Consider the following 12,257-nt stretch of genomic DNA (forward strand, 5'->3'; position numbering starts at 1 on the left):
CCCAGGTGACACCTTCTTCACCGGTGGCCTTCTGCAGTTGCTGGTCGCTGGAGACGGCATCCCCGCCGCTCGAAGCCACGACGTCTTTATACTCTTCGGCTACAGCAGCCTGCTGCCATTTGCTGCCCAGCGTGTAATCGGCGAGTTTTTTCGACATATTCTGGCAGTTCAGCAGGGCTTTATCGTAACTGAGTCCCGCCTGCAGCACGCCGTTGGTCAGCATTTCATACAGCCCCGGGTTGGCACGCTGGATGGCCATCGCCGGCATGCTCATGACCGCACCGGTGGCCCCCTGAATCACATTGCCCATCAGGTCCTTAAACCCACTGGTGATACCGTTAAGCTGGTTGCCCACAGTGGTTTTCAGGTCGAAGTTGCCGCACATGAGGTCACTGCTCCAGCCGCCGTTCAGCCCCAAACGCGACATGTTGCTGCGGCTTGGCGGCGGAGAAATCACCGAACCGCCACCAATGGAGTAAAAAAGGCCGTCGTTGATGGCACCGCTCACCGAGGCACCGTCGGATGAAAGTGATGTATTCACGGCCAGTGCCGGCAGGGAAAGCGCGGCGAAAAGTGCCAGTGCCGCCAGGGGGCGGCGCAGCCGCTGCGGATATTGCTGTTTCATCTGCATAATCCTCATGAGAAATCGGTGCTGTAAAGAAAAGTCTGCCCGCGTCGCTTACAACAACTGTACGGTTGCCACAGTGCCCAGGCGTAGTTGCCGTCCTGAGCCTCCTGTCCACCGGTGTCCGGGAACACCGCGCAGCTCTGCGACAACTGCGGGGAAAGACGCTGCCACTTGTGATTTTTCGTACCGGTGTTTTCCTGCACGGGGTCGGGTGGCCAGTACCCCGGCGAACGCTGGCCGGTGAGCGGACTGTAAACATGCAGTTGTCCCTGGCGGGTAATGATGTCAGCCACGCGCTGCACCACTATGGCCGCCGATTTGTAGCTGTCGGTCTGGGTCACAAAGCCGCTGCGGGGGTAGACGTTGCTCCACATATTGCCGCCGGTGGTACTACCGATTTCACGCTGTCCGGGGATAAGCGCCTCCGGGTAGAGTGATTCCGGCACGCCGGTGCGCCAGGCCAGTGCATCGAGAGCACTTGTGAAGTACGGCATAAAGGGCGTGGCGGCACTGTCGCACGAATACCCCGGCACCATCCCGCCAATAAGTCTGGTGGCCGGATGGCCATACGCATCGCCATAGTAAAAGTGCAGGTTCTGCTTGCGCTCACCCGGGGCTTTCATCTCCTGACGGCCACCGCCGGTGGCCACACCTGCAGCACTACCGGGCAGCGTGCTTTCGGTGCTGTCGGCCAGGCTGCTGACAGCCGATATTTCGGTCCACGGATTGGCACCCGGGCTGAGGTAGGCCGAGACCACGGCTTCAGGAATAAAATGCGTGACCTTCACGGAGGTTTTCACCGAGCAGCCGAACGGCGTACAGAACAGCCAGTAACAGATACCGCTGATGCGCCAGCTGATACAGTCCGGACTGGCGGCACTGGAGAGCAGGCTGGCGGTATTGACGCTGGCCATCGTGCCCGTGCAGGCCATTAACGTGGCCATCGCCAGCCGGCGCGGACGGGAGAGCATCATGTTCATTGTCCCCTCTCCTTCCATGCAGTCAGTTGCTGCGTGGCCACACCGACGTCGGTGGTACCGTAGACCACCCACTTATCGTCAAACACCACGGCGGGATATTTCTCAACCCCCAGTGACCAGGCGCGCGTGAGACCGGCATAGGTTCCGGCAAGGTCCTGCTGGCGTCGCTGAAAATCCGGTGAACTGATAACGGCGCGCGCCTGCTGTTCAGCCTGCGCCGGGTCTGCCGGAAGAGAGCCGAACAGTTCGGACTGTAGCCGGTCAGGGGCATCCAGCAGAATGACAGTCACGTCAGGGCCCGGGTTGCCCGTTACCGGGTGGGCGCTGTCGGTATAAATGACGGTGCCGGCATGGGCGCCGGCGGTAAGGAAAAGTGCTGCGAGGCAGCAGACGGGTAATTTCATGGAGAACACTCCCTGAGTGAGTAACCCGCTCAGGGTGCGGTCAATGATACAGCTGGTCAGTAATTAACTCTGAGCCCGGTGCTGATAATTTATTAACCGGGTTTCCTGGTTGACAGAATGCAGAATCTGCACCATCCGGCCGGTTGACAAAACTGGGATTCTGCACCTTTAGGATGACTGACCAGTGTCGCTGTCGCGCCGCCATTCCAGATAATCCAGCTCCTGCATAAACCCGGCCGCTGCCGCGTTACGCTCAATGCTCCATCGGGTTTCGCCCTCCTGCATAAACGGAAGCCAGTCTGCCGGGACATTTTCCTCGAGTGCCTGATCAAAATCCTGTTCATACAGGAAATCAGCCTCACTGCACGACGGGGTATTTCTGGCATACCACTGGTCACCGTTTTCCCAGGCCCGCATGGCCCAGGCGGCCAGTTCCTCCTCTTCTGAATCGGTCATATAAGCAAGAAACGCCACAGCCCTGTCATTCAGATTTTCCTCAGTCGCCCCGGGTAAAATGGACAGGTAATGCAATTTACGGGACTCCAGCCACATCTGCTCTTCGGCTTCATCTGCCTGTTGCTCATCCGTCAGGATATCGGTCTCATCTTTATCTGAAGCGTACCCTTCCTCCAGAGCCTGCTGCTCACGCAGCCGCGCGAGCTGATTTTCACGCGTCTTCTCAATCCCCGCAGCCACCACGCTGTTCCAGTCTGTTTCTGCAGGCGCTGCCGTAACCGCACCGTTCAGCTGCTGGTTGAGGAAGCGGAGCCGTGCCGCATCCTCCGGCGCCGGCTGCGCGCTGACGGCCTCGCTCAGGCCCTCATCGCTGATGATGCCCGGCAGTCCCTTTTTCTCCCGGCCGGTGCTGGCGCGCTCGGTCAGGTAACGCTCCCGCCATGCCGTGCCGGTGGCGCGTTTACCCTCAGCCTCCAGGCTCGTGGTGTACTTCATCAGCCAGACGTGCATGTAACGCTGCCTGTCGGGGGCGCACAGGATGCTGATATCATGAAAGCGCTGGTAAAAAGCCTCGTCATGGCCACAGTCCATGCTGTCACCCTCATGCGCCACCTCGTGCTCCGTCATGCTGAACAGCAGGCTGGCGGTACGCAGCGCATCAGACTTCAGCCGGCGCACGATATCAATGTTGTAGGCAATGTAGGTTTCTCCGTCCGTCCAGGCATCGGCGGACGTGGACTCACCCAGCAGGATCTGAAAGCGTTTACCCCCATAAGAACGTGACTGATAACCGGCCTCGCCACCCGAACAGACGGCAGCATACCGGGCCAGGCACCAGCGCAGCGCCGTCCACGCCCGCCGGGTCTCCTTATCCAGCAGCTTTTCGCTGACCATCAGCGTGCGATCGATAAAGTTTGCGCTAAGCGTTTCAAAGTCCACGAGCGCCAGCTCTGACAGCCAGCCGGAACCCCATCGCTGCTCCCGGGGCAGGGGGTCCCGGTACGCCATGAGGTTTTCCCGGACACGGCTCAGGCACTCCATGAACTCTTCCGGCTCATAACAGCCAAAGCGGGAAAGCGTGACCGGATGCACCACCGGCGCGATCCCCGCGCGGGCAATGAGATCCCCCCGGGGCACCTCACCGGCATAGCGGATGAGAGTGAAACAACTTTTATCCACCGCAGAGGGGTAATGGCAGCATTTGCGGATGAAGTGCTCCAGCGTGACGTGCTGCTTTCCGGGCAGCAGGGTTATCACCTCTTCACCATTGAAAAGACTCTGCATGTCTCCCTCGCCGGACAGCAGCGATCGCGCCGTTTTCTCCCGCCGGGCTTCCGTTTTACGGTGCTTACCCTGATTGTCAGAAAAAGTGGCAGCAAGCCGGCCAAACCGGGCCGCAATCGATGTCCACACAGGGCAGGTCTTGCGCAGGATTTCGGTGCGTGAGACGTTCAGCGCGAGCGGCTTTTTACTGACAATAAGGCCACCCACGCCCCAGATATGAGCCGGGTCATGTCGTACCAGGACGCCCTGATTGTAAATGGATACGGCACCGTCTTCGCGCAGGCGATACCAGGCCTCATCGTCCTCCATATCCCACTTTTCCAGCGCCGGATTCCGGGTAATGATGGTGCCGTTGAGATGTACCGTGACGGGCGTATAGCGTACCAGGTCGCGGATTTCCTGGAGGCAGGACATACGCTCCTGGCTGGTGAGCGGCTCATACCATTCACCGCTGATGATGCATCCCTGAATCGGCTGAGTCAGTTCTTCCAGATCATAGTGATACCCCATTTCACGCGTATCAACGGACATCTGCCATCGCTGCGAACGCCACAGCGTCCGGGCATGTGCCATAATCTGCCCCCGCCCGAGCCGGAAACGGCCGTAAGTGGCATCGCCCTCCTGGTGCGGGGTGCCGAACCGGCCAAAGTAGCGCTTAACATCATCGTATGACGCAAAACCCCGGCCATCATCCCGGCAGGAGAAGCCTTCCGGGGTAATATCGATAATCACCGCGCCGGCGCCGGCATCGACGCTGTTCATGATGAGTTCTATCACGGCCTTGCCGATGGAACCGGCCTGGCTGTAAATAATGTGATGGATAATCTGTGGATCGAGTTCAAAGGGATAGCGCATCAGAAGTCTCCGATATGGGGGTTCAGATGCCATTTTCCGGAAGAGCGCTGAGGGTTAAATAAAGAACTGTGATTGCGTCTGTGGAAGAATAGCCGGCAATGTCATGACGGCCTGGCGATGGAGATATATGGTACTGAAAGACAGTATTGCTGAAAGTCTGGAACACCGGGGGCAGTGGCGCCGTGCCGCCCGCCGGTGGCTGGCTGTGATGGACCTGTCGGACGACGATGCCGTACGGGAAGCCATTGCCCGTCGCAGGGAACACTGCATCAGTATGGGCGCAAACATAGCACCGGACGGACGACGAAATGAAACACGACGCCTGTATAAAATGCAGAGTCGCTACAACAATGGCTACTGACAACTCGGGACTGGCATCGAAGAGGCAGACTGTAATGTTTCAGACACGATATTCCCGAAGGACTGAAAGGCAAATCAACGCGGGCTCTTTGCCGCCCGCACCCGCAGCCTGCGTATTTGTCAGACAGCAGACTGCGCTGTCCGACAAACACGCAGGTCCTGTTAACTGCAGATTTCCCCGCCCGTAACTCTGTCAATCTCCTTCAGTACCCACAGCAGGTCGGTGGCGTCGGGTACGCAGACATTCCAGCGCAGGCCATTTCTGAACTCCGCTTCACCGGGCCACAGCGTATTGCCGGTCACTGTGATCAGGATATCCAGTTTTTTTTCATTCTCATCCGTCAGGTGTACCGCCACGCAACTGCGACGGCCAACACGGTGCGGGTAAACCGACAGCAAAAACGGTGTTTTCAGACGTTTCAGTATTTCCCGCAGCAGCGTATCAAGTGACACGCTGTCAGACTGCCCTATCGAGGCCATACCCTGCGGCGGTACGGTAAAAATGACAGACGCAATCAGCGCTTTGTCCGCAACGACCATCGGCGGTGCCATAGTCAGTTTCTTCATGAATTCCCCTGTCAGATACTCAGTCCGCGATTTTCATCAAGCCGGCGCGCAACATGAAACGCAGCCTCAAGTTCACTGCACTGTAATTCATTCATAATGAGGCGTCTTTCAGCTTTCTCTTCTTTTTCTGTCATACCCAGAGCAAGGTAGAGGCTCGGGGGCACGGCACGGAACAGGGCCTGCACCTTACGTGACAAAATAACGCCTTCCGTATATTTTTTAGGGAGTTTGGTGGCAGACAACAGCATCGCCTTCTGTTCACTGTTCAGCGTTTTAAAACGCGCTATCTGCTCCACTTCATCAGGGGGCATCACCAGACAAATCCACCACTCCGCCATATTAAGCATCTTTTTGGCCGTATCCGGAAAGTCGGCCAGGTTCTGCGTGAACAGCCAGAGCCAGGCACCCAGCTTACGCCACATTTTCACAATCTTGGTGGCATAAGGCCCCATCAGGGGATTTGCGGTCACGATATGCGCCTCATCGATCGACACGATAATATCCCGGTCACTGTACTGCTCGCGCTCAGCAATATTGTTGATGGTGTTTAGCAGGGAAATCACCGCAACGGCCATCTGCGCCTCATAGCCTTCGCGTGCCAGCGTGCCGAGGTCAACGATGGTCACATCAGCCTCCGGCCACGGCGTACCCGGACGGTTAAACAGCTCACCTTCAAAGCCTTCGGTAAACATCCGTAACGCTTCCGACATTTCCTCAGCACGGGCCCGGCGGGCGGCCGTACGTTTTTCGCGCCCGTCCTCACCCATTCCGGCATCCCGGGCGATGCCCTGCAGCGCAAACATCAGATCTTCAGGCAACATCTGCCGTCCGGCCTCAAACGTACTCCGCGCGGCGATCATGATGGCCTCACGGATCATCCCGCGATCGGCGCGCGTCATTCTCTGCTCCTCCGCTGGCTCGCCGCCGGTAATCATCAGACGTGCTGCAATCTCCATCTCACCCAGCACATCACGTTTTTCATCCTTGTCCTCATCGTCATCAATATCCGGCAGGGCGTCTTCACTGATAATGAGTTCATCCGGTTTTTCCTGCATCAGCAGATGCGAATCACCGAACGGCGCCAGCGAGATGGCCTTACCGGGCTTGATGCTGACACGATGAACGGTGAGCCCCAGGGACTCAAAGTAGTCTCCGGCCAGCCCGAAGCTGTTACCCGCCTCCAGTAAAAAGATACGTGAACGGTAAATGGCTATCATTTGTGCCAGCTTATCAAGTGCGGTAGCCGATTTACCTGCACCGGTCGGCCCAAACAGCAGGAGGTGGGCGTTCTGCGTACGGTCATTTTTGTTGAGGGGATCGACGGACAGCGGACCACCGCCCCGGTTAAAAAAGGTAAAGCCCGGGTTGCCGGTGCCGGTATCACGCCCGTACACCGGCGCCAGGCAGGCAAAATGCTGCACGAACATCAGACGGGTATACCAGTTGTGCCGGTCCTGCTCCGGATTAAAGCACATGGGTAATGCACGCATGTAGGTGCTGAGCGGCCCGATATCATGCTCCGGGTTTACCGGCTCCAGCCCGCAGTTCAGTAGCTTACTGCTGAGGTCGAGATAGCGACTGTCCAGTGAAGGCAGGTCGCGGGCTTTAATCAGCAGGGTAATGGCCGCGCGATACAGTTTATGCTTATTACCCAGGTAAGTGCGGGCGGTGGCCGCATCCTCCCGGGCACGCAGCGAATCCACGTTCTCCCCCATCGAGTCGCGACTCAGCCGGGCAAAGTTCTCCTCCAGCTTGTCCTGGGGCTGAATAACCAGCGTCATGACGAGCACCGTACCTTCCGGCAGCAGGTCCATAATGGCGTTGATATTATCGCCACGGCGGACCTCACCGGTCAGGTGCCCCGTGGTGGGTGCGCTGCGCAGACGAGCCACCGGCACCGCCCTGTGCGCCACGTCATCAAACCACCATACGCCTTTCTCCGCATCACTGCGCGGGCGGGTGAACCACAGGCTTTCACTGAAATCATTCAGCAACGGCAATTCACCAGGCGCGTCGTCAGTGTGTCTGGCACAGCGATACAACGTGGCCTTATCCACCCACGTTGGTTCAGGGTTGAACCAGCGCAACAGCCAGCTGTGGATCTGCTCGCCGTTCTGGCGCTGGCACTGAATACCGGCACCGCTCATGGCGGCCGTCAGGCGATCGCAGACCTGCTTCAGCAGCACCTCGGGGGCCATCGGATCACGATACGGTGACTCCACCCAGCGGTAGATGACCATACGCGTACGACGTATCTGACCGCGCCACGGCGCACCGGTGACGGCCTCATCGACAAACAGGCCTTTTTCAGTGGCCACATTCTGCAGGTGACGGGCCTGTTCCTTCAGCCAGGCGTCGGTGAAGTCGGTGCCCTGCGCCCGGGGCTTCACATACCCCCGGATCTTATCCATATACACCATCAGGTCAGACTCGTCCTGACAGTAGAACTGCACCACCCACTGATGTGTATCCAGCTCCGGCAGACTGTCCTGCAGGGCGTTTTCGACCACGTCGCGGATTTCCTCCAGGCGGGAATCCGGACGCCCCTCGGTGCCCACCGGGATGATTTCGTAAACTGCCCCGACCGACACGCCGTCATCAAGCAGGATGCACTGATGTTCAGGGAGATATTCCCCCCAGGGAATGTGATCGATGATGGACGGAGCCGTCTCATACAACTTCGCTTCCTCGCTGCGGGTCAGACGTCCCTCGCGCGTCAGGGGTTCATGGCCGTTAACAGAAAACGGCCCGTCACCGTACTGGTGTGCTTCCTGCGCTTCAGTCCGGCGACGGAAAAGTGAAAAGGCCATTACAAATCCTCCGTGCGCTCGCCGGGCAACGCGTACTGTACCTGGCTGTAGAAGGGAAATACGGTGCTGTAGCCAGGCACCGGCGTGTTGCCATCGGCCAGATGCGGGAAGACGTACATCACCAGGTCGGGGTTGGGCAGGCGCGGAAACGTCTGCTGGATTTCATTCTCCTGGGTGCGGCTGTAGCTGTCCCGGGTCTGCCGTGAAATAACCCGCTCACTGTCCGTAACCGGACGGCGCAGGGTGGTCCGGCTCTCACCGGTTGCATGGGTGGCTGAAGCACCATCATTCCACAGTTCCAGCATGGTGCTGTCACCCGGCGGGAGCATCTCATCTTTTGATGTGCTGCAGCCGGCAAGCAGCAGTGCCACGGCTCCGGTCAGGAAAAGCGTGACGGGACGCAGACTGCGCCACCTCATCACAGCGGTATCAGGGATATCGTTTTGCATCAGTCTCTCCGTCAGTCCATGCCCGTGCCGCTGCCGGCCAGGCTGAAATCGTATTTAACCCTGCGGCCTTTTTCCTCGTAATCGATGGCCAGCTGGCGCGTGATATGCAAAGCCACTGTCTGACCCGGCGGCACGTAGATGGCATCAAACGTCTGGCCATAGCGGGCCTTCACCCAGTCAACGGTCTCACGCATGCCGCCGGAGAGCGCTTTACCCAGCACGGCCTGACCCGCATTACCGGTGAGCGTTGAGGTCACGCCACCGTAAGCGTTGGTCTGGCCGGTACTCTGGTTTTCCGCCACGGCATCCCCCGCCGCACTGGCGGCCGCAAGTGCGGTGATGGTCGGCAGATATGTCGAAGCATTGCTCTTGCGCGTCCCGGAGATGCAGGGAATACCGTTATCATCGGACAACCAGCCAATACTGCTGTTATTACCGCCCTGACTGTTCTGATTACTGCTGTTTCCGTTCTGCCCCTGACCGTCAGGCGAAGGCAGCGTCCTGACCGTGCCGTCGCTGAAGACAAAGGTGATGCTGGTAATGGAGCCCCGCACGCATGACAGCGTCCAGTCGCCCGTCGCCGTGCCGGAAACAATGGCCCCCTGCACGTCGGGCAGCTCAATGCCGTTTGCCGTCAGGTTGTCTTTGCCAATCATCACCTTGAAGGGATAGGGGTCGGTCACTTTGCCATCCACGGGGATACGCCCCAGCAGTGCGGTCATCGCGCGACTGCCAACGAGGGTGGAATTCTCCGGCAGCGTGTACACCGGGTCGGTGGCCTTCTGTGCATCCGTAAGCTGCGTCTGTACCGCTGCTGCGGTGTTGCCGACGGCCTGTTTACCGGCATCAGCGGTATCAGCAAACGACGTGGCAAACGAGAAGCCGGTGGCGTTATTCCTGTTGCTGTCAGTCACCGGCCGGCCGCTGGCATCCACGGAGACACCGTCTCTGGGTTCAACCCACTGCAGACCATCGGAGGAAGACGAGACACCGGAAGCGCCGCTGTTCAGCCCACTGTCATAGCCCAGCCCGATCGGAATATCACTGCCGGAGCCGCTGTTTTTTCCGGATCCCGTGCCGGCACCGCCATTGCGCAACTGATCCATCAGCTGTTTGACCTGGGTACTGAGATCGGTGACCTCTGCACTGAGCTGCTGGCGTTTCTGCGCCTCCTCGGCACGGGCATTGCTTACTGCCTGATTAATCTGCGTGTCCACATTGCTGTTGGTGGTTTTCAGGGCTTTATTTTCGTCGCTGAGCTTTTTGTTATCGTCCGCGAGCGTATCGAGACGGTCCTGCACTTTGCGGAAATTTCCCACCACCGTGCGCAGTGTGTCCTGCGGCGTGTCACCTTCAATACCCAGCGCTTTGAGATCTTCCGGCGACAGGTCCTTCAGCGCAACATTACTGGCAGTATGTGGTGCAGCCGTCTGATTCCCCCCCCCTGAGCAGGATTTCACGCCCACCACCACCGCGCTGGCCAGTACCACCGGAACGGCGACTTTCACGAGAAGATTTGAGGAGGGTGCCTTCATTTTTTCGCTCTCCGTTTATGTCCGTCAGCGGGCTGCAGCGAGGGTGGCTCAGCAATGAAGGCACCCTCCGGGCGTCCGGGCGTCACCAGATAGAGGACCGTTGTATCCTCCGGTGTGCCTGCGCGCCCCAGCCAGCGGTGCTGGAAGGTGGCCGTGGTAAACTGACCTTCCAGCGCGCGGGGATCAAGAATGACCTTGCCGGCAGAACGGTTACGGACCTGCAGCGCGACGACGCTGCTGCCCTGCAGACTCCAGGCGGCCATCGGCGTGACGGTGACCGGTTCAGCAGGCATCAGTGTGGTGATGACGGAAGGCAGCTTCAGTGACACCGGGCTGATACCCGGCACCGGTTCAACCGTACGCAGCGGGCCGTACATGTTCTGGGCCGCATAGCGGGTCAGGACCACCGGCAGCGGTGCATTCAGTTTCTCGGGCTTACGGTCCGGCTTTGTGGTTTCCGTATCAGCCTGTTGAGCACTGCGGCCGGTGCTGTCACCCTCGCTGCTGACGGACTGCCTGTCACTGGCGGTTGCGGTGGCCACTTCGCCGTCATAGACAATTTTCACGGGTTCACGCGTGGTTTTTCCCGGTGCGGCTGATACATCGAGCAGAATAATTTCCCCGTTTTCCTTGTTCTGCAGCTCAAGCCGCGTCACCGGAAACGCCTCACTCGCATCGAGATACACCACGCCGCCGGTGCTCTGAATACGCAGCTTATTGTTAAGCGCGGGTGGAAAGCCGACACGCACGTTTTTATTCACAAAAACGATACGCTCCTGACCCACCGTCAGGGGAACCTGCAGCGGGATACGTTCCCACTTCATCAGCTCCACAGCGTCTGCCGCCCCCGACAGGATCAGTCCGGCGAGCAGGAGCAGACGGCATTTTTTTAACGGGTTCTTCATCACTTTTTCTCCGGCTCAGGCAGCGTGACGGCCTCCAGCCGCTGCGGGGTGGCCGCATAACAGTCCAGAGCAAGTCCGAAGGGATTGCGTTCCGGATCACCCTCCCAGCGCACCACTTTCAGCGGATAGCGGACCAGCGCACGTTTTACCGGCTCAGTGTGGTAATACTCATCCGCCACCAGATCGAGCTGTGCTATCCAGTGGTCCTGATCGAGAATGGTGACGCTGCGGCTGCTGTAGCCACGGCGCGGGATCTCATACACCACGCGCACGCGGTCCCGGAGCTCGTCGCTGTTTTTACGCATCTCCGCGTCTTTATTGAGAAAATCCTGGCAGGACGGCGTCAGGTAAGGACTCATCTGGGCAATTTTTGCCGGATAATCCACCTCGCCGTTCTTTGGCCAGGAATTGAGCTGCTGAAAGATATAGAAGGCAAAGCTGTACACGGTGGAAGGCGGCACTTCCCACCATTTACGGGTGCTGCCTGAACGCAGATCCGGCGGATTGTGGATGGTAAGTTCTGACGGTGCACGCATCCAGCCAATACCGGCCATCAGCATGCCGGCGAACAGCAGCGCACAGGCGATGCGCAGGGAGAAAATATGATTATCCCGCGCGGTCATGCCATTGCGGAAACGACTCATGACAGACCTCCGCGTTTTATCGCTGTGGTACGTTTCATCTCCCATGCCCGGCTGTTGAGGATCAGGGCGCGGGACAGACCGGTACGACAGCGGATTTCCTCCAGGCGTTGCCAGATATAATTCTCCGGCTTACCGCGCTTGTAACCCGCAATCCAGCCCCCGCCGAAGAAGATGACGAACATCGGCATCAGCAGCATACAGGTGGGAAAGGCCAGCCAGCCGATAAAAGGTACCAGAGCCAGCGGCACCGCCAGCGGAATACCGGCAATGACGCCGGTGATGGCCGCCAGAAGAAATTCACCGGACGTGAAACCTTTCCACACCACAGGCGGGTTGTTCAGACGGTCAGGAAGGAAATCGATGACGGCCATAGAGTCTCC

The 12,257-nt window shown here is 58.8% G+C and carries 11 protein-coding genes and 1 pseudogene; 1 reads left to right on the forward strand and 11 read right to left on the reverse strand.

The window, feature by feature from the left end; translation table 11 throughout:
• The 4 genes and pseudogenes from CWM66_RS17005 to CWM66_RS17020 form a co-directional block, all read right to left on the reverse strand.
• Window positions 1–625 (reverse strand): annotated as a pseudogene (locus CWM66_RS17005) (integrating conjugative element protein); the annotation flags it as partial.
• Window positions 626–636: 11 nt separating this feature from the next.
• Window positions 637–1,608, reverse strand: coding sequence for a TIGR03756 family integrating conjugative element protein (locus tag CWM66_RS17010; protein ID WP_107146956.1), 972 nt, complete (start codon window positions 1,606–1,608; stop codon window positions 637–639).
• Window positions 1,605–2,012 carry a TIGR03757 family integrating conjugative element protein gene (locus tag CWM66_RS17015; protein ID WP_107146957.1) on the reverse strand — a complete coding sequence of 136 codons (408 nt, stop codon included), beginning with the start codon at window positions 2,010–2,012 and terminating at the stop codon, window positions 1,605–1,607. Before CWM66_RS17015 ends, CWM66_RS17010 begins: the two co-directional genes overlap by 4 nt.
• Before the next feature lie 168 nt (window positions 2,013–2,180).
• Window positions 2,181–4,607: an ATP-binding protein gene (locus CWM66_RS17020; RefSeq protein WP_107146958.1), complete on the reverse strand. Its 2,427-nt coding sequence runs from the start codon at window positions 4,605–4,607 to the stop codon at window positions 2,181–2,183.
• 103 nt (window positions 4,608–4,710) lie between these two features.
• On the opposite strand from CWM66_RS17020, the gene CWM66_RS17025 reads away from it, so the two are divergent.
• Window positions 4,711–4,968: a PerC family transcriptional regulator gene (locus CWM66_RS17025; RefSeq protein ID WP_233218400.1), complete on the forward strand. Its 258-nt coding sequence runs from the start codon at window positions 4,711–4,713 to the stop codon at window positions 4,966–4,968.
• Between the two features lie 161 nt (window positions 4,969–5,129).
• Here CWM66_RS17025 and CWM66_RS17030 read toward each other — a convergent pair whose 3' ends face one another.
• The 7 genes from CWM66_RS17030 to CWM66_RS17060 are packed head-to-tail and all read right to left on the reverse strand — an operon-like array spanning window position 5,130 to window position 12,248.
• Window positions 5,130–5,534, reverse strand: coding sequence for a hypothetical protein (locus CWM66_RS17030; RefSeq protein WP_007372621.1), 405 nt, complete (start codon window positions 5,532–5,534; stop codon window positions 5,130–5,132).
• A gap of 11 nt (window positions 5,535–5,545) precedes the next feature.
• Complete coding sequence (locus CWM66_RS17035) at window positions 5,546–8,344, reverse strand: conjugative transfer ATPase (RefSeq protein ID WP_107146960.1); 2,799 nt, start codon at window positions 8,342–8,344, stop codon at window positions 5,546–5,548.
• Window positions 8,344–8,763 (reverse strand): TIGR03751 family conjugal transfer lipoprotein, encoded by a 420-nt coding sequence (locus CWM66_RS17040; protein ID WP_035943490.1) that lies wholly within the window; start codon window positions 8,761–8,763, stop codon window positions 8,344–8,346. The genes CWM66_RS17035 and CWM66_RS17040 overlap by 1 nt, the downstream gene beginning before the upstream one ends.
• Before the next feature lie 41 nt (window positions 8,764–8,804).
• Window positions 8,805–10,328, reverse strand: a complete 1,524-nt coding sequence (locus CWM66_RS17045; RefSeq protein ID WP_107146961.1) for a TIGR03752 family integrating conjugative element protein — start codon at window positions 10,326–10,328, stop codon at window positions 8,805–8,807.
• Window positions 10,325–11,233: a TIGR03749 family integrating conjugative element protein gene (locus CWM66_RS17050; protein ID WP_107146962.1), complete on the reverse strand. Its 909-nt coding sequence runs from the start codon at window positions 11,231–11,233 to the stop codon at window positions 10,325–10,327. The genes CWM66_RS17045 and CWM66_RS17050 overlap by 4 nt, the downstream gene beginning before the upstream one ends.
• Complete coding sequence (locus CWM66_RS17055) at window positions 11,233–11,877, reverse strand: PFL_4703 family integrating conjugative element protein (protein ID WP_013095173.1); 645 nt, start codon at window positions 11,875–11,877, stop codon at window positions 11,233–11,235. Before CWM66_RS17055 ends, CWM66_RS17050 begins: the two co-directional genes overlap by 1 nt.
• Window positions 11,874–12,248: a TIGR03750 family conjugal transfer protein gene (locus CWM66_RS17060; protein ID WP_007372615.1), complete on the reverse strand. Its 375-nt coding sequence runs from the start codon at window positions 12,246–12,248 to the stop codon at window positions 11,874–11,876. The genes CWM66_RS17055 and CWM66_RS17060 overlap by 4 nt, the downstream gene beginning before the upstream one ends.
• Between the last annotated feature and the right edge of the window lie 9 nt (window positions 12,249–12,257).

This window comes from Kosakonia sp. H7A (assembly GCF_003028445.1).
Taxonomy (GTDB): Bacteria; Pseudomonadota; Gammaproteobacteria; order Enterobacterales; family Enterobacteriaceae; genus Kosakonia; species Kosakonia radicincitans.

What these genes read in the sequence shown, in the direction of transcription:
- CWM66_RS17010 (WP_107146956.1), bottom strand. Translation starts at nt 1,608, where the DNA reads ATGAACATGATGCTCTCCCGTCCGCGCCGGCTGGCGATGGCCACGTTA.
- CWM66_RS17015 (WP_107146957.1), bottom strand. Translation starts at nt 2,012, where the DNA reads ATGAAATTACCCGTCTGCTGCCTCGCAGCACTTTTCCTTACCGCCGGC.
- CWM66_RS17020 (WP_107146958.1), bottom strand. Translation starts at nt 4,607, where the DNA reads ATGCGCTATCCCTTTGAACTCGATCCACAGATTATCCATCACATTATT.
- CWM66_RS17025 (WP_233218400.1), top strand. Translation starts at nt 4,711, where the DNA reads ATGACGGCCTGGCGATGGAGATATATGGTACTGAAAGACAGTATTGCT.
- CWM66_RS17030 (WP_007372621.1), bottom strand. Translation starts at nt 5,534, where the DNA reads ATGAAGAAACTGACTATGGCACCGCCGATGGTCGTTGCGGACAAAGCG.
- CWM66_RS17035 (WP_107146960.1), bottom strand. Translation starts at nt 8,344, where the DNA reads ATGGCCTTTTCACTTTTCCGTCGCCGGACTGAAGCGCAGGAAGCACAC.
- CWM66_RS17040 (WP_035943490.1), bottom strand. Translation starts at nt 8,763, where the DNA reads ATGAGGTGGCGCAGTCTGCGTCCCGTCACGCTTTTCCTGACCGGAGCC.
- CWM66_RS17045 (WP_107146961.1), bottom strand. Translation starts at nt 10,328, where the DNA reads ATGAAGGCACCCTCCTCAAATCTTCTCGTGAAAGTCGCCGTTCCGGTG.
- CWM66_RS17050 (WP_107146962.1), bottom strand. Translation starts at nt 11,233, where the DNA reads ATGAAGAACCCGTTAAAAAAATGCCGTCTGCTCCTGCTCGCCGGACTG.
- CWM66_RS17055 (WP_013095173.1), bottom strand. Translation starts at nt 11,877, where the DNA reads ATGAGTCGTTTCCGCAATGGCATGACCGCGCGGGATAATCATATTTTC.
- CWM66_RS17060 (WP_007372615.1), bottom strand. Translation starts at nt 12,248, where the DNA reads ATGGCCGTCATCGATTTCCTTCCTGACCGTCTGAACAACCCGCCTGTG.